Origin of the sequence: Achromobacter sp. Marseille-Q4954, from assembly GCF_943737025.1 — a bacterium.
GTDB classification, from domain to species: Bacteria; Pseudomonadota; Gammaproteobacteria; order Burkholderiales; family Burkholderiaceae_B; genus Achromobacter; species Achromobacter bronchisepticus_A.
In genome coordinates this window covers 437275-452049 of sequence record NZ_CALSFQ010000002.1, presented here as the reverse complement: position 1 = coordinate 452049, position 14775 = coordinate 437275, and the positions used below count along the sequence as shown (strand labels likewise).

The following is a 14775-nucleotide window of genomic DNA, read 5'->3' as shown; positions in this document are numbered from 1 at the left end:
CGCAAACCGCGCGCGCAGCCGCCGGACAGCGGCCCGGAAATCAATCCTGCACCGCCGCCACCTCGTCGGTCAGCATCTTCACGCCGGGCAGCTCGCAGGCATAGACCGCCTGCGCCAGCGCCTCGATGGCGGCCAGCCGCGGGAAGCTGCGACGCCAGGCCAGCACCACGCGGCGCTCCGGCACGTGGCCGTCAAATGGCAGATAGCGCAGCAGGCTGTTGGATGGGGGCTGTTCCGGCACCGCGGTCACGGGCAACACGGTCACGCCAATGCCGGCCGCGACCATGTGGCGGATGGTCTCCAGCGATGAGCCTTCGAAGGTGCGCTGAATGCCATCGCTGGCCGCCGAAAAGCGCGACAGCTCGGGACAGACTTCCAGCACCTGGTCGCGGAAGCAATGGCCGCTGCCCAGCAGCAGCATGGTCTGCTGCTTCAGGTCCTGGGCGTCGATCGCCTGGCGCCGGGCCAGCTCGTGGTCATTGGGCACGGCCACCACAAAGGGCTCGTCGTACAAGGGTTGCATGACCAGGCCGGCCTCGGGCAGCGGCAAAGCCATGATGGCGCAATCGATCTCGCCCTGCCGCAGCAGTTCAACCAGCCGCACCGTGAAATTCTCTTGCAGCAACAGCGGCATCTGCGGCGTGCGGCGGATCTGCTCCGGCACCAGCCGCGGCAACAGGTACGGACCGATGGTGTGAATGACGCCGACGCGCAAGGGGCCGGCCAACGGGTCGTGTCCCTGGCGCGCGATCTCCTTGATGCTGGCGCTTTCTTCCAGCACCTTCTGTGCCTGCGCCACGATGCGCTGGCCGATGGGGGTGACGCCGACCTCGGCGCCGCCGCGCTCGAACAGCGTCACGCCCAATTCGTCTTCCAGCTTGCGTATCGCCACCGAGAGCGTGGGCTGGCTGACGAAACAGGCCTCGGCCGCCCGGCCGAAATGCCGTTCGCGCGCGACGGCGACGATGTACTTGAGTTCGGTGAGAGTCATGGTGGACTACGCCCCCGGGGGTTATGCCCCAGCCTTGTGGCTGGCGCTTGCTAGATTGAGATTGGCGGCTGGCTGCATGGTCAAGTGCGCAGGAAATCCTCGCGTCCGCGCATCCAGCGCGCCAGGTGCGCCTCGACCGCGGCCGGATGCTCGGCGCGCAGCCAGACCGCCGCATCGCGTGCGTCTTCGGCGATGGCCGCGTCCGTTTCCAGGTCGGCGAAGCGCAGCAAGGCCATGCCGGACTGGCGCGTGCCCAGGAACTCTCCGGGGCCGCGTTGTTCCAGGTCGCGGCGGGCGATTTCAAAGCCGTCCGAGGTCTCGAACATGGCCCTCAGGCGTTCGCGCGCCACTTGCGACAGCGGCGTCTGATAGAGCAGCACGCATACCGATTCGGCGGTGCCGCGCCCGACCCGGCCGCGCAGCTGATGCAGCTGCGCCAGGCCGAAACGCTCGGCGTGCTCAATCACCATGAGCGAGGCGTTCGGCACGTCCACGCCCACCTCGATCACGGTGGTGGCGACCAGCAGGTCGACTTCGCCATCTCGGAACGCCTGCATCACGGCGGCCTTTTCGGCTTGCGGCAACCGGCCATGCACCAGTCCGATGCGCAGGTCCGGCAAATCGGCGCGCATGCCTTCGTAGGTGTCCACGGCGGTCTGGAGTTCCAGGGCCTCGCTTTCCTCGACCAGCGGGCAAACCCAGTAGGCCTGCTGCCCGCCGCGCGCGGCCTGGGCAATGTGGGCGATGACTTCCTCGCGCCTTGCGTCCGACACAAGCTTGGTCAGCACGGGGCTGCGCCCAGGCGGCAGCTCGTCGATGACGGACACGTCCAGGTCGGCGAAAAAGGTCATGGCCAACGTGCGCGGAATCGGCGTCGCGCTCATGTTGAGCTGGTGCGGCACATTGCGCCCGCGCACGGTTTCACCCTTGCGGGTCAGCGCCAGGCGCTGCCCGACGCCAAAGCGGTGCTGCTCGTCGACGATGGACAGGCCCAGGCGATGGAATTCGACGTTGTCCTGGATCAGCGCCTGCGTGCCCACGATCAATTGCACGCTGCCGTCAGCCGCGGCCGCCACGGCTTCGCGGCGCGCCTTGGCGGCGAGGCTGCCGCTCAGCCAGGCCACGTTCACGCCCAGCGGCTGCAGCCAGGACACCAGTTTGCGGAAGTGCTGCTCCGCCAGGATTTCGGTGGGCGCCATCAGCGCGACCTGCGCGCCGCTGGCGATGGCCTGGGCGGCGGCGATGGCCGCCACGACCGTCTTGCCGCTGCCCACGTCGCCTTGCAGCAAGCGGTGCATCGGATACGGCTTGGCCAGGTCTGCGGAAATTTCCTGAACCACGCGCTCTTGCGCGCCGGTCAGCTTGAACGGCAAGGCTTCGTACAATCTGGCGACCAGGCCCCCAGCCTCATTGCGCACGGGCAACGATTCCGCTTCCTTGACGCGGCGCGCAGCGCGCGCGGCCGCCAGCGACAGTTGCTGCGCCAGCAGTTCATCGAACTTGATGCGCCGCCAGGCGGGATGGACGCGATCCAGCAAGGCCTGCTCGGACTCGCCCTGCGCTGGCGTATGCAGCGCGCGGATGGCCGGTTCGAACGGCGGCAGGTCGTAACGCGCCCGCGCCTCGTCGGGCAAGGTGTCGGACAGGTCGGCGCGGTCCAGCGCCTGCGCGATGGCACGGCGCAACGTCAGTTGCGGCAGCCCTTCGGTGCTGGGATAGACGGGCGTCAGCGCCGTGGGCAACGGCGCATCGGCATTGGTCATGCGCGGATGCACCATCTCGCGCCCGAACAGGCCGCCACGGACCTCGCCGCGCGCACGCAGGCGCTTGCCCACCGTGACTTGCTTCTGCTGGCTGGGGTAGAAATTCAGCCAGCGCAATTGCAGTTCGCCGCTGTCGTCCGCCAGGGTTGCGGTCAGCTGGCGCCGGGGCCGGTAGAGAACCTCGGACTTGGTGATCTCGCCCTCGACCTGCCCGGCAAAACCGGGCCGCAGGGCGCTGATCGGCATGATGCGGGTTTCGTCCTCGTAGCGCAGCGGCAGGTGCAGCACGAAGTCCTCGGGCAGCACCAAACCCAGGTTACGAAGCTTGCGCTCCGTATCCGTCATCGCTTTGCCGGCGCCTTTGTTGTCGGCGCCGGATCGCTTGGAAGCCGCGGCTGCGGCCGGCATGGAGAAACGAACCCCTGGATTGAAAAGTCCGGACGGGCCTTACAGGACCAGAATGGCTTCGACCTCGAACTGCGCGCCCTTGGGCAGGCTGGCCACGCCGATGGTCGAGCGCGCCGGGAACGGCTGGGGAATGATCTCGGCCATGATGGCGTTGGCGGCCGTGAACTTGCCCAGGTCGGTCAGGAACAGCGTCAGCTTGACCACATTGTCCAGCGTGCCGCCGGCAGCCTTGATGACTTCCTGCATGTTGGCGAAAGCCTGACGCACCTGCGCATCGAAGTTCTCGGAGACCAGATCGCCAGTGCCCGGCTCCAGGCCGATCTGGCCCGAGAGATAGACAGTCTTGGTGCCGCTTACGGCAACCGCTTGCGAGTAAGGGCCTACCGCGGCGGGCGCGGTGTCGGTATGGATGATTTGCTTGCTCATGGGCGGAATCCTTCGAAAGTCGGATAGAAACTACAACTATCGAAGTTTATCCAGCAATAGACTTTTGCGAAAGTGGCTGAATGCCGTAGGGTGGCTGCAAGACGGAACATATATGAAATGCTTCCCGCAAGGCTGGGCCAGCCAAGTCCAATGCGCGCTTCGGCATAATCGTCTGGATACCCCCGCAGCTTCTCAAATGAGGCGTCTCCCTTGAAAAACACCAACCTCCAAGCCAAGCTGGACTATTGGGCAAAGGTGCGCCGCTCCAACTACGCAGCGAGCCTGCGCCTGGAAGGTTACCCAGTCACGCCCGCCCACGCGCAGCGCGAACTGCCTTCCCGCGAAGCCGTGTTGCGCGCCTATCGCAAGCCTGCCTGACATTGGACAAGTACGGCACCGGACAGGATCCGTACTGCTACCCCGGCAGTTTCACGCTACGCAACCGACTGAACATCCGGGACGATTCGTTGCTCGCGCAGGCTGAGCAAGATCTTTCCGAGATCGCCGCCATGACTAGCCAACTCCATGGCATCCCGGGCTATCGATATCCCCCCGATGCTCCCGCAGCAGGTCATACAAGGCCTGCGCCGCCACCGATAGCGTGCGGCCCTTGCGCCGCACCAGGTAGAGCGGCCGGGTCAAGGCCTTGCCGGCCAGCGGCACGATGCGCAGGTCGGCGCCGCCGAAGTGGAACAGCGTCATCGCCGGCACCACCGAGATGCCCAGCCCCGCGCGCACCAGCCCCGTTACCGTGGCCAGGTGTTCGACCTCGAACACCGGCGCGGGCGCGTCGGCGCCCAGGGCGGCGTCCAGATGCTTGCGCACGCTGCTGCCGCGCGCGAGCTGGATCATGGGATAGCGCAGGATGTCGCGCAGCCGGGCGCGGCCCGCGTCCGCCAACGGATGGTCGGCGCGGCATACGAGGAAGTAGCGGTCGGCATGCAGGAACTCGCTGTCCAGATCGTTCATGTCTGGCCGCCGCGAAGCCACGGCGAAGTCGACCTGCCCTGCCTGCACCAGATCCAGGCAGGGATCCAGCAGCGCATCGCGCAGGTCCACCGTGATGCCTGGATAGGCTTCGCGAAAGCGCGCCAACAGCCCCGGCAGCCAACCCGCGGCTAGCGAAGGCAAGGCCGCCAGCGCCACCCGCCCACGGCGCCTGGCGGCATGGTCGCGCAGGTCCTCCATGACCAGGTCCATGTCGGCCAGCAGCCTGCGCGCAGTCGCGTCCAGCACCTGCCCTTCGACCGTCAGTTCCACATGGCGCGTGTTGCGGTCGAACAGGCGCAAGCCCGCGCTGTCCTCCAGTTGGCGGATCAGGGCGCTGAAGGCCGGCTGCGTCAGGTGGCAGCGCTGGGCGGCCCGGGTGAAGTGTTTTTCTTCGGCCAGGGCCACGAACGCGCGCAATTGGCGAGCAGACAGATTCATGGGTTTTCTCTATGAATTGATCCGATCTTTCTATTTTACTGATGAGCCGCGCATGCCTATAGTGGGCTTAGACACCTAGACCCCTGCCCTGATTCCGTATGTCCCTAGCCCCCCTCCACATAGGCTGCGCCTCCGGGTTCTCCGGCGACCGCAGCGACGGCGCCGCCGCCGTGGTGCGCACGCTGATCGCCCGCGGCGGCGGCGTGCTGATTTATGAAACGCTGGCCGAGCGCACACTGGCGCTGGCCCAGTTGGCCCGCAACGAAGATCCGGAGCGCGGCTACGAACCCTTGCTGGACGAGCTGGTCGGCCCGGTGCTGGCCGATTGCCTGCGCCACGGCATCCGCATCGTCGGCAACTTCGGCGCGGCAAACCCGCGCGCCGCGGCGCGGCGCATTGCCGCGCTGGCCCGGCAGCAAGGCCTGCCCGCGCCGCGCATCGCGGTGGTGCACGGCGATGCGCTGTCCGGTGATGCGCAACGCGAACTGCTGCGACTACGCCTTGGCGGCGCGCTGGACGGAATGGACGTGGTCAGCGCCACCGCCTACCTCGGCGCCGCCGAGATCGCAGAGGCGCTGCGGGCCGGCGCGCAGATCGTGGTCGCGGGCCGCGTGTCGGACCCATCGCTCACGCTGGGTCCGGCACTGGCCCATTTCGGCTGGTCCATGGACGATTGGCCGCGGCTGGGCCGCGCCACCATGGCCGGCCACATGCTGGAATGCGGCCTGCAGGTTACCGGCGGCTACTTCTGCGTGCCGGGCCTGAAGGACGTGCCGGACGTGCATGCCGCGGGCTTTCCCATCGCCGAGATCGATGCGGACGGCGAATTCGTGATCGGCAAGGCAGACGGTACTGGCGGCATGGTCGACGCCCGCACGGTCAAGGAACAACTGCTGTACGAGGTGCACGATCCAGCGCGCTACCTGACGCCGGACGTCGTCGCCGACCTGAGCCGCGCCGAGGTGGTCGACCTGGGCGGCGATCGGGTGGCGGTGCGTGGCATCACCGGCCACGCGCGTCCGGCGGAACTCAAGGTCAACGTCTGCTACCGCGGCGGCTGGCTGGCCGAGGCCGAGATCTCCTACGCCGGGGTACAGGCCGAGGCGCGCGCCCGCTTGGCCGCCGATATCGTGCGCAAGCGCCTGGACCCGGCCCTGCGGCTGCGCGCCGACCTCATCGGCGCCATCAGCATCCTGGGCGACGACGCCGGCAGCATGCTGTCGGCCCTGCCCCCCGGCCATGCGCGCGACGTGCGGCTGCGCATCGCGGCCGAACATCTGGACCGCAAGCTGGCTGAAAGCGTGCTGCGCGAAGTGACCGCGCTTTATACCTGCGGCCCGGCCGGCGGCGGCGGCGTGCGCACCGCGCTGCGCCCGCGCCTGAACATGCTGTCCTGCACCCTGCCGCGCGACGCCGTGCCCAGCGGCTGGACCTTCCTGGAAGAAGCCCCGCAATGAATCCGCCGCTGATCTCAGTCCCCCTATATCGCCTGGCGCACAGCCGTTCCGGCGACAAGGGCGACATCTCCAACCTGAGCCTGATCGCCTGGGACCCGGAATGCTACGACGTGCTGGCGGCACAGGCTACCGAAGCCCGCGTCGCCGCCTGGTTCGCCTACCGCCGCCCCAGCCGCGTCACCCGCTACATGCTGCCCACGCTGCACGCCATGAACTTCGTGCTGGAAGGCGTGCTGGACGGCGGCGTCAACGATGCCCTCAACCTGGATACGCACGGCAAGAGCCTGTCATTCAGATTGCTGGACATGACGGTCGAGGTCAGCCCGGCGCTGGCCGCCCGGCTGCCTGACATACCCGGTGACCGCCCCGCGGCCGCCTGATTTCGATTCCTATAAAAATCCACAGGAGACACACATGCGCATTGCTTCCAAAGGCCGGCTGGCCTTGCTGCTGGCCGCCGCCCTGCCCTTGAGCGCCATGGCCCAGTTCCCCGCCAAATCCATCACCTTCATCGTGCCGTTCGCGGCCGGCAGCGCCACCGACCAGATCGGCCGCGCCATCGGCCAGGGCGTCACCGAACAGACCGGCCAGGCCGTGGTGATCGAGAACAAGCCCGGGGCCAGCGCGATGATAGGCGCCGCCGCCGGCGCCCGCGCCGCTCCTGACGGCTACACCGTGCTGATCACCACCAACACCACGCACGCGGCCAATGAACACCTCTACAAGACGCTGACCTACGATCCGGTCAAGGACTACGCGCCGCTGACCCTGCTGGGCAAAGGCGGCCAGATCATGGTGGTCAATCCCAGTTCGCCGGCCAAGACGGTCGGCGACTTCCTGGCCCAGGCCAAGCAAGCGCCCGGCAAGCTGAGCTTCGGCAGCGGCAGCTCCAGCAGCCGCATCGCCGGCGAACTGCTGCAGCAGATGGCGGGCGTGCAGCTGCTGCACGTGCCGTACAAGAGCAACCCGCTGGCGGTCACCGACCTCCTGGGCGGCCAGATCGATATGATGATCACCGACACCGCCACCGGCCTGCCGCAGGTCAAGTCAGGCAAGCTGCGCGCGTTGGGCGTGACCGGCCAGGCGCGCTCGCCGCTGGCGCCGGACGTGCCCACCATCGCCGAAGCCGGTGTCCCGGGCTACGAAATGGGCTACTGGTTCGCCGCGTATGCGCCTGCCGGCACGCCACCGGATGTCGTCAAGCGCCTGAATGAATTGCTGGTCAAGGCCACGGCAAGCGCTCCCGCCAAGCAGTTCTATGCGCAGACGGGCACGGACGCGGCAAGCTCCACGCCGGAAGAACTGGCGCAGTTCCAGCAGGCCGAGTCGAAGAAGTGGGGCGAGATCATCAAGAAGGCAGGCATTCAGCCTGAATAGGCCGGGACGCCTGCGGGCGGCGGTGCGCGCTCGCGCCGCCGCCCGTCGCCAGCTGGGCACGCCGCTGCCGAGGGCCGGTCATTCACACCGTCTAGCCCGCGAACTGATCTGCTCGATACGTCACCGCTGGCCGCTCAGAACGTGCCGGGATAGGCGCCGCCGTCCGCCAGCACATTCTGGCCGGTGATGTAGCCCGCATGGACGCTGCACAGGAAGGCGCAGATGGCGCCGAACTCCTCCGCGTTGCCAAAGCGGCCAGCCGGAATCGCTGCCTGGCGCTGGGCGCGCACGGCTTGCGCATCCTGCCCCGTTTTGGCTGCCGATGCCGCCAGGGCCGAGCTCAAGCGATCGGTGGCGAAAGCGCCCGGCAGCAGATTGTTGATCGTGACGCCGCGGGCCGCGATGTCGCTGCGCGCCACGCCCGCCACGAAACCGGTCAAGCCGCTGCGCGCGCCATTGGACAGGCCCAGGATGTCGATTGGCGCCTTGACCGCGCTGGACGTGATGTTGACGATGCGCCCGAAGCCGCGCTCGGCCATGCCGTCCACCGAGGCCTTGATCAACTCGATCGGCGTGAGCATGTTGGCGTCGACCGCGTTCAGCCACTGCTCCCTGCCCCAATCGCGGAAGTCCCCGGGCGGCGGCCCGCCCGCGTTCGTGACCACGATGTCGTAGTCGCGATGCGCGGCGAACACGGCCTCGCGGCCTTGCGCGGTGGTGATATCGGCAGCCACGGCCTTGACGAAGGTCTTGCCGTCCGGCCGCGCCTGCAGCAGTTGCTGCCGCGCGGCCTCAAGGGCGTCGGCGCCGCGCGCAACGATCACCACGTTGACGCCCTCGCGCACCAAGGCCAGCGCGCAGCCGTAGCCCAGGCCTTTGCTTGCGCCACCCACCAGCGCGGTCCTGCCCGTAATGCCCAGATCCATTTCTCGCTCCTTGTCGTTGTTTGCAATCGATTGGCGCATGGCGGATTCGGCGATCCGCGCCTTGAGCCTTGTATTGTCGCGCCCCATCAGCGCCGCGTGCTTCTCGTTGCGGGGGCTGCACTTGAAAATGACGTCCTACGGCCTCGGAAAACAAAAAACCCATCGCATCGCTGCGATGGGTTTTTGGCTTGGCGCCAGCGGCGGGACTTATTTGTCCACGAATGCGCGCTCGACCACGTAGTCGCCCGGCTGGCCCACGCCCGGCGATACCGTGAAGCCGCGCTTGTCCAGCATGGCGCTGATGTCGGCCAGCATATGGGGGCTGCCGCAGATCATGGCGCGGTCGGTTTCCGGATTGATCTGCGGAATGCCGATGTCGGCGCACAGCTTGCCGTTTTCCATCAGTTCGGTGATGCGGCCTTGGTTGCGGAACGGTTCGCGCGTGACCGTCGGGTAATACACGAGCTTCTCGCGCACCACGTCGCCGAAGAATTCGTTGTTCGGCAATTCCTTTTCGATGAAGTCGGCGTAGGCCAGCTCGCTGACCCAACGCACGCCATGCACCAGGATGACCTTGTCGAAGCGTTCGTAGACGTCCGGATCCTTGATGATGCTCATGAAAGGCGCCAGGCCCGTGCCCGTGCCGAACAGGAACAGGTGCTTGCCCGGCTTCAGGTCGTCCACGACCAGCGTGCCCACGGGCTTGCGGCTGACCAGGATGGTGTCGCCTTCTTTCAGATGCTGCAGGCGCGACGTGAGCGGGCCGTTCTGCACCTTGATGCTGAGGAACTCGAGGTTCTCTTCATAGTTGGCGCTGGCGATGCTGTAGGCCCGCAGCAAGGGCTTGCCTTCAACTTCCAGTCCGATCATCACGAAGTGGCCATTGTGGAACCGCAAGGCCGAGTCACGCGTCGTGGTAAAGGAAAACAGGGTGTCGTTCCAGTGGTGCACGCTTAGTACGCGCTCAGTGTTGAAAGCAGCCATGTCGTATCAAATAAGGGCGGCCGCCCCGGGCTACGCGCCCGGCTTGCGCCGCTGGGTCATTCCGCACCGCACAAAAGACGCGGCCGGCATTAGGGTTGACCCTATTCTACAGGGTCTCGATGATAACTGCTCTCATTATTCCGTAATACCCTTATGCCGTATTGATGGGGATCAAGCTTGCAGCCTGCCTGACTTACGACCAGTTGAACGCCGCTTTGCTTCCTGTTATCGTCGCGTTCTCATTTGATAATCATTTTCGTTAGCAGACAGTTTTGCGCGGCGGGAAGGCCTGAAGCCTCGGGAATCCCTCTGCAGCCCTAGCCGGAGCACCTCGTCATGACCAAGCGTCCCCAATTGAACTCGCTGCTGCGCGCCCTGGCGCTGGCCGGCGCCGCCGCCTTCGCCGTGTCGGCCAACGCCGCCGAGGAAGTCAGCCTCTACACCACCCGGGAACCCAAGCTGATCCAGCCGCTGCTGGACGCCTTCACCAAGGAAAGCGGCATCAAGGTCAACACGGTCTTCGTCAAGGACGGCCTGCTGGAGCGCGTCAAGGCGGAAGGCGCCAAGTCGCCCGCCGACGTGCTGATGACCGTGGACATCGGCAACCTGCTGGACCTGGTCGATGGCGGCGTGACCCAGTCGGTCAAGTCGCAAACCCTGGAATCCGTCATCCCCGCCAACCTGCGCGGCGCCGACGGCAAGTGGTACGCCCTGTCGCTGCGCGACCGCGTGCTGTACGTGGAAAAGGACCTGAAGCTGGAAGCCTTCCGCTACGAAGACCTGGCCGATCCCAAGTGGAAGGGCAAGGTCTGCATCCGTTCGGGCCAGCATCCCTACAACACCGCGCTGGTCGCCTCCATGATCGCGCATGACGGCGCCGAAGCCACCGAAAAATGGCTGCGCGGCGTCAAGGCCAACCTGGCCCGCAAGGCTGCCGGCGGCGACCGCGACGTGGCCCGCGACATCCTGGGCGGCATCTGCGACATCGGCCTGGCCAATGCTTATTACGTCGGCCACATGAAGAATGCCGAGCCCGGCACCGACGCCCGCAAGTGGGGCGATGCCATCAAGGTGATCCGCCCGACCTTCGCCAACGCCAAGAGCGGCGGCACGCACGTGAACGTCAGCGGCGCCGCCGTTGCCGCCCACGCGCCCAACAAGGCCAACGCGGTCAAGCTGCTGGACTTCCTGGTGTCGGAACCCGCCCAGGCCCTGTACGCCCAGGCAAACTATGAATACCCCGTCCGCAAGGGCGTGAAGCTGGACCCCGTGATCGCCAGTTTTGGCGAACTGAAGGTGGACCCGCTGCCGCTGACCGAGATCGCCAAGCATCGCAAGCAAGCCAGCGAATTGGTGGACAAGGTCGGTTTTGACAACTGATAGGCCCATGGAACGCCACGCCCGCCGGCTTGGCGAAACCATGCGGCAGTGACAAACGCGCGGGCTGCGCATAAGCTCACGCGTAGGGCCTGCTCCCTTCTATTGGGGGAGCAGGCCTTGCCATTGATGCAATCGACTTTGAAGCATGCACACAGATTCTTTGCCCCGGCCGCTGCGTCTGCGCTGGACTGAACGCGGGGCCGGCTGGCTGGCCGGCGCCGCCCTGATCGCGCTGGCCGTATTGGCGCCCGTCCTGACGCTGGGCTGGTGGGCGCTGGGCGGCGAACTCTCGCATTGGCAGCATCTCGCCAATTACGTATTGCCGCAGGCGCTGGCCAATACCGCCATCCTGCTGGCCGGCGTGGGCGTGCTGGTGACGCTGCTGGGCACGGGCGCGGCCTGGCTGGTGACCGCGTACGACTTCCCTACCCGCCGCGTGCTGACCTGGGCGCTGCTGCTGCCGCTGGCGGTGCCGACCTACATCATCGCCTTCGCCTATCTGGACCTGCTGCATCCCATCGGCCCGATACAGACCGCGATCCGCGCGCTGCTGGGCTATGACAGCCCGCGCCAGTTCCGCCTGCCCGACCTGCGTTCCATCTATGGCGCAATTTTCGTGCTGGGCTTCGTGCTCTACCCTTATGTTTACCTGAGTACCCGCGTCATGTTCATGACGCAGGCCGCCAGCCTCTTGGAAGCGGCCCGCACGCTGGGCGCCGGCCGCCTCGCCGTGTTCTTCCGCGTCGCCCTGCCGCTGGCCCGGCCCGCCATCGTGGTCGGCGTCAGCCTGGCGCTGCTGGAAACGCTGAATGACATCGGCGCTTCGGAATTCCTGGGCGTGCAGACGCTGACCGTGTCGGTCTACACCACCTGGGTCACGCGTTCGGACCTGGCGGGCGCGGCGCAGATCGCGCTGACCATGCTGGCGATCGTGATCGGGCTGATCCTGCTGGAACGCCATGGCCGCAAGCGCCAGCGCTACGCCAACACGCAGCGCATGCGCCCGATGCAGCCGCGCCGCCTGCGCGGTCCGGCGGCGGCCGTTGCCGCGGCGCTGGGCTGGATACCGGTGCTGATCGGTTTTGTCGCGCCGGCGCTCTATCTGGTCGTGGAGACCTACAAGCGCCTGCATCTGGTGGGCGGCGTTTCCCATCAGTTGTTGAACGGCTTGAGCAATACCCTGATCGTGGCCTTCAGCGCCACCGTCGTCACCCTGCTGTGCGGGCTGGTCGTGGCGTGGGCCGGACGCACGCTGCGCGAAAGCTCGGGCTTCAACCCGGGCCGCGCCTGCGCGCGCATCGCCAGCCTGGGCTATGCCGTGCCCGGCACGGTGCTGGCCATCGGCCTGCTCACGCCGTTCGTCTGGATCGATACCGCGGTCGCCAAGGTCTTCGGCGGCACGGGACTGTTCCTGATGGGCTCGATGGGCGCGCTGGTCTGCGCCTACGCGATCCGTTTCCTCGCAATTTCCACCGGCGCGCTGGAAGCCGGCCTGGCCCGTATTCCGCCGTCACTGGAGCAGGCTTCGCGCCTCTTGGGCGAAAGCTCGGCCGGGACCTTGCGCCGCGTGCATCTGCCGCTCTTGCGTCCCGCGCTCGCGGCCAGCGCCCTGCTGGTGTTCGTGGACGCCATGAAGGAACTGCCCGCGACGCTGTTGCTGCGGCCCATGAATTTCGACACGCTCGCAACCTGGCTCTACGCCGAGGCGGCCCGCGGCACCTATGAAGAAGGCGCCGTCGCCGCGCTGGCCATCGTGCTGGCCGGCCTGTTCCCCGTCATCCTGCTGGCGCGCACCAATCTGAAAATGGGACATTGATCATCGTGCCCGATCTGTTAGAACTCGATCACCTTTCCCTCGCCTACGACACGCCGGCGGGACTCAAGCCCGTGGTGCAGGACCTGACGCTGGGGCTGCCCGTGGGCCATATCGGCTGCCTGCTGGGCGAGTCCGGCTGCGGCAAGACCACGGTGCTGCGCGCCATCGCCGGCTTCGAGCCGGTGCGGGCCGGACGCATCCTGCTGGATGGCACCGTCATTTCCTCGCCCACCGTGCAGGTCGCGCCCGAGCATCGCCGGGTAGGCATGATGTTCCAGGACTACGCGCTCTTCCCTCACCTGACGGTGGCGCTGAACGTGGCCTTCGGTCTGCGCAAGATGGCGCGCCCGGAGCGCGCCCGCCGCGTCGAAGAAATGCTGGAGCTGGTGGGTCTGGCCCATGCCGCCAACAGCTATCCGCACGAGATTTCCGGCGGCCAGCAACAGCGCGTGGCGCTGGCGCGCGCGCTGGCCCCCTCGCCCGACCTGCTGCTGCTGGACGAGCCCTTCTCGAACCTGGACGTGGACACGCGCGAGCGCCTGGCCTTCGAGGTGCGCGACATCCTCAAGACCACCGGCCACACGGCCATCCTGGTCACGCACAACCAGGCCGAAGCCTTCGCCATCGCCGACCGCATCGGCATCATGTCCAAGGGCAGCATCGCGCAGTGGGACACGCCCTATAACCTGCACCATCATCCCGCCAGCGACTTCGTGCGCGATTTCATCCGCCGCGAAGCGCTGGAAGAGCGGCGCGAGCAGGCCTACGCCCGCGGCCGCTGAGGTCATCCCGGCCGCTCAGTCGGCCGACAGCTTCACCTTTTGCGACAAGGCCTTGAAAGCCTCGTGCTGGCTCTGGGTCAGGCGCTCCACTTCCTGCGGCGTGGAACCATAGGGCATGAAGCCGGCCTGTTCCAGCTTGGTCTTCACTTCCGGCAGGGCCAACGCCCATTGGAAGGCTTCGCTGAGCGCCTTGGTCACTTCGGGCGACATCTTCGCCGGCCCATAGACCGCGAACCACGGATCGACCACGGCTGCCTCGTAGCCCAGCTCGGCCAGCGTCGGCACGTCCGGCAAGGCGGGCGCACGCTTGCTGCCCGTCACCGCCAGCGCATGCACCTTGCCCGCCTTGATATGCGGCAGCGACGCCGGCAGATTGTCGAACATCACCGGCAGGTGGCCGCCCAGCAGGTCGTTCAGCCCCTGCGCGCTGCCCTTGTACGGAATGTGCTGCATGCCGGCGCCGGTCAGCTGGTCGAACATCACGCCGGCCAGATGCATGGAGGTGCCGGTGCCCGGCGTGCCGAACGAGGTGCCCGGATGCTGCTTGGCGTAGGCGACCAGATCCTTGACGCTGTCGACCTTCAAGGCCGGGCCGACTTCCAGCACCACGGTGGACGCGCCCAGCATGCTGACGCCCGTGAAATCCTTGGTGGGATCGAAAGGCATCGACGGGTAGACGAAGGGATTCAGCGCATTGGTCGAGATGGCCCCGAAGCCAATGGTGTAGCCGTCGGGCGCGGCCTTGGCCACGGCGTCCATGCCGATGTTGCCGCCCGCGCCGGGCCGGTTTTCGACGATGACGGGTTGGCCCAATTTTTCCGCCACCTTTTGCCCGGCGGTGCGCGCCACCAGGTCGGTGGTGCCGCCGGCGGTGTAAGGCACGATGAAGGTGATGGGCTTGGCCGGATAGCCGGCGGCGAGCGCCGCCGAAGCGCCCTGGATCAGCGCCACCGCGGCCAGGCCGCGCAGCGCGTTGAATGTGTAGCGATGCATGTTGTCTCCATCCCGTGTTGTTGGGTTCGGAGGCGCATCATACC

At 66.9% G+C, this 14775-nt stretch carries 14 protein-coding genes; 7 read left to right on the top strand and 7 right to left on the bottom strand.

Annotated features, from left to right (window positions below):
- Positions 1 to 40 precede the first annotated feature (40 nt).
- From NGK62_RS20140 to NGK62_RS20130, 3 genes are all read right to left on the bottom strand, one after another.
- Positions 41 to 991, bottom strand: a complete 951-nt coding sequence (locus tag NGK62_RS20140; protein ID WP_054454135.1) for a LysR substrate-binding domain-containing protein — start codon at positions 989 to 991, stop codon at positions 41 to 43.
- Between the two features lie 80 nt (positions 992 to 1071).
- On the bottom strand, positions 1072 to 3162 hold the full coding sequence (gene recG, locus NGK62_RS20135) for an ATP-dependent DNA helicase RecG (protein WP_059375855.1): 2091 nt from the start codon (positions 3160 to 3162) through the stop codon (positions 1072 to 1074).
- Between the two features lie 39 nt (positions 3163 to 3201).
- Positions 3202 to 3588, bottom strand: a complete 387-nt coding sequence (locus NGK62_RS20130; RefSeq protein ID WP_013393965.1) for a Rid family detoxifying hydrolase — start codon at positions 3586 to 3588, stop codon at positions 3202 to 3204.
- Between the two features lie 210 nt (positions 3589 to 3798).
- Here NGK62_RS20130 and NGK62_RS20125 point away from each other — a divergent pair, with 210 nt between their 5' ends.
- The gene (locus NGK62_RS20125; protein ID WP_251879995.1) at positions 3799 to 3966 is read left to right on the top strand and encodes a YhfG family protein; all 168 of its coding nucleotides are present in this window, start codon (positions 3799 to 3801) and stop codon (positions 3964 to 3966) included.
- Between the two features lie 135 nt (positions 3967 to 4101).
- Here the strand turns inward: NGK62_RS20125 and NGK62_RS20120 are convergent, their stop codons facing one another.
- Positions 4102 to 5016, bottom strand: a complete 915-nt coding sequence (locus NGK62_RS20120; protein ID WP_251879993.1) for a LysR family transcriptional regulator — start codon at positions 5014 to 5016, stop codon at positions 4102 to 4104.
- Between the two features lie 98 nt (positions 5017 to 5114).
- On the opposite strand from NGK62_RS20120, the gene NGK62_RS20115 reads away from it, so the two are divergent.
- Genes NGK62_RS20115 through NGK62_RS20105 form a run of 3 tightly spaced genes read left to right on the top strand, consistent with a single transcriptional unit; the run spans position 5115 to position 7850 of the window.
- Positions 5115 to 6473: an acyclic terpene utilization AtuA family protein gene (locus NGK62_RS20115; protein WP_251879991.1), complete on the top strand. Its 1359-nt coding sequence runs from the start codon at positions 5115 to 5117 to the stop codon at positions 6471 to 6473.
- Complete coding sequence (locus NGK62_RS20110; protein ID WP_118932475.1) at positions 6470 to 6853, top strand: AtuA-related protein; 384 nt, start codon at positions 6470 to 6472, stop codon at positions 6851 to 6853. The genes NGK62_RS20115 and NGK62_RS20110 overlap by 4 nt, the downstream gene beginning before the upstream one ends.
- Positions 6854 to 6887: 34 nt before the next feature.
- Positions 6888 to 7850 carry a Bug family tripartite tricarboxylate transporter substrate binding protein gene (locus NGK62_RS20105; RefSeq protein WP_251879989.1) on the top strand — a complete coding sequence of 321 codons (963 nt, stop codon included), beginning with the start codon at positions 6888 to 6890 and terminating at the stop codon, positions 7848 to 7850.
- Between the two features lie 134 nt (positions 7851 to 7984).
- Here NGK62_RS20105 and NGK62_RS20100 read toward each other — a convergent pair whose 3' ends face one another.
- Together NGK62_RS20100 and NGK62_RS20095 are read right to left on the bottom strand one after the other, a co-directional pair.
- The gene (locus NGK62_RS20100; RefSeq protein WP_251879987.1) at positions 7985 to 8776 is read right to left on the bottom strand and encodes an SDR family oxidoreductase; all 792 of its coding nucleotides are present in this window, start codon (positions 8774 to 8776) and stop codon (positions 7985 to 7987) included.
- Positions 8777 to 8983: 207 nt separating this feature from the next.
- Positions 8984 to 9760, bottom strand: a complete 777-nt coding sequence (locus tag NGK62_RS20095; protein ID WP_059375840.1) for a ferredoxin--NADP reductase — start codon at positions 9758 to 9760, stop codon at positions 8984 to 8986.
- 336 nt (positions 9761 to 10096) lie between these two features.
- Here NGK62_RS20095 and NGK62_RS20090 point away from each other — a divergent pair, with 336 nt between their 5' ends.
- The 3 genes from NGK62_RS20090 (at position 10097) to NGK62_RS20080 (ending at position 13738) form a co-directional block, all read left to right on the top strand.
- Complete coding sequence (locus NGK62_RS20090) at positions 10097 to 11140, top strand: Fe(3+) ABC transporter substrate-binding protein (protein WP_059375838.1); 1044 nt, start codon at positions 10097 to 10099, stop codon at positions 11138 to 11140.
- Between the two features lie 145 nt (positions 11141 to 11285).
- A complete protein-coding gene (locus tag NGK62_RS20085) occupies positions 11286 to 12956 on the top strand; it encodes an ABC transporter permease (RefSeq protein ID WP_118932476.1) in 1671 nt (556 codons plus the stop codon).
- A 5-nt stretch (positions 12957 to 12961) separates the two neighbouring features.
- On the top strand, positions 12962 to 13738 hold the full coding sequence (locus NGK62_RS20080) for an ABC transporter ATP-binding protein (RefSeq protein WP_118932485.1): 777 nt from the start codon (positions 12962 to 12964) through the stop codon (positions 13736 to 13738).
- 15 nt (positions 13739 to 13753) lie between these two features.
- Here the strand turns inward: NGK62_RS20080 and NGK62_RS20075 are convergent, their stop codons facing one another.
- On the bottom strand, positions 13754 to 14731 hold the full coding sequence (locus NGK62_RS20075; RefSeq protein WP_059375831.1) for a Bug family tripartite tricarboxylate transporter substrate binding protein: 978 nt from the start codon (positions 14729 to 14731) through the stop codon (positions 13754 to 13756).
- Positions 14732 to 14775: the final 44 nt, after the last annotated feature.

Coding starts and splice junctions, on each gene's coding strand:
- NGK62_RS20090 (WP_059375838.1), top strand. CDS start 10,097: ATGACCAAGCGTCCCCAATTGAACTCGCTGCTGCGCGCCCTGGCGCTG.
- NGK62_RS20115 (WP_251879991.1), top strand. CDS start 5,115: ATGTCCCTAGCCCCCCTCCACATAGGCTGCGCCTCCGGGTTCTCCGGC.
- NGK62_RS20140 (WP_054454135.1), bottom strand. CDS start 991: ATGACTCTCACCGAACTCAAGTACATCGTCGCCGTCGCGCGCGAACGG.
- recG (WP_059375855.1), bottom strand. CDS start 3,162: ATGCCGGCCGCAGCCGCGGCTTCCAAGCGATCCGGCGCCGACAACAAA.
- NGK62_RS20085 (WP_118932476.1), top strand. CDS start 11,286: ATGCACACAGATTCTTTGCCCCGGCCGCTGCGTCTGCGCTGGACTGAA.
- NGK62_RS20095 (WP_059375840.1), bottom strand. CDS start 9,760: ATGGCTGCTTTCAACACTGAGCGCGTACTAAGCGTGCACCACTGGAAC.
- NGK62_RS20100 (WP_251879987.1), bottom strand. CDS start 8,776: ATGGATCTGGGCATTACGGGCAGGACCGCGCTGGTGGGTGGCGCAAGC.
- NGK62_RS20130 (WP_013393965.1), bottom strand. CDS start 3,588: ATGAGCAAGCAAATCATCCATACCGACACCGCGCCCGCCGCGGTAGGC.
- NGK62_RS20110 (WP_118932475.1), top strand. CDS start 6,470: ATGAATCCGCCGCTGATCTCAGTCCCCCTATATCGCCTGGCGCACAGC.
- NGK62_RS20120 (WP_251879993.1), bottom strand. CDS start 5,016: ATGAATCTGTCTGCTCGCCAATTGCGCGCGTTCGTGGCCCTGGCCGAA.
- NGK62_RS20105 (WP_251879989.1), top strand. CDS start 6,888: ATGCGCATTGCTTCCAAAGGCCGGCTGGCCTTGCTGCTGGCCGCCGCC.
- NGK62_RS20075 (WP_059375831.1), bottom strand. CDS start 14,731: ATGCATCGCTACACATTCAACGCGCTGCGCGGCCTGGCCGCGGTGGCG.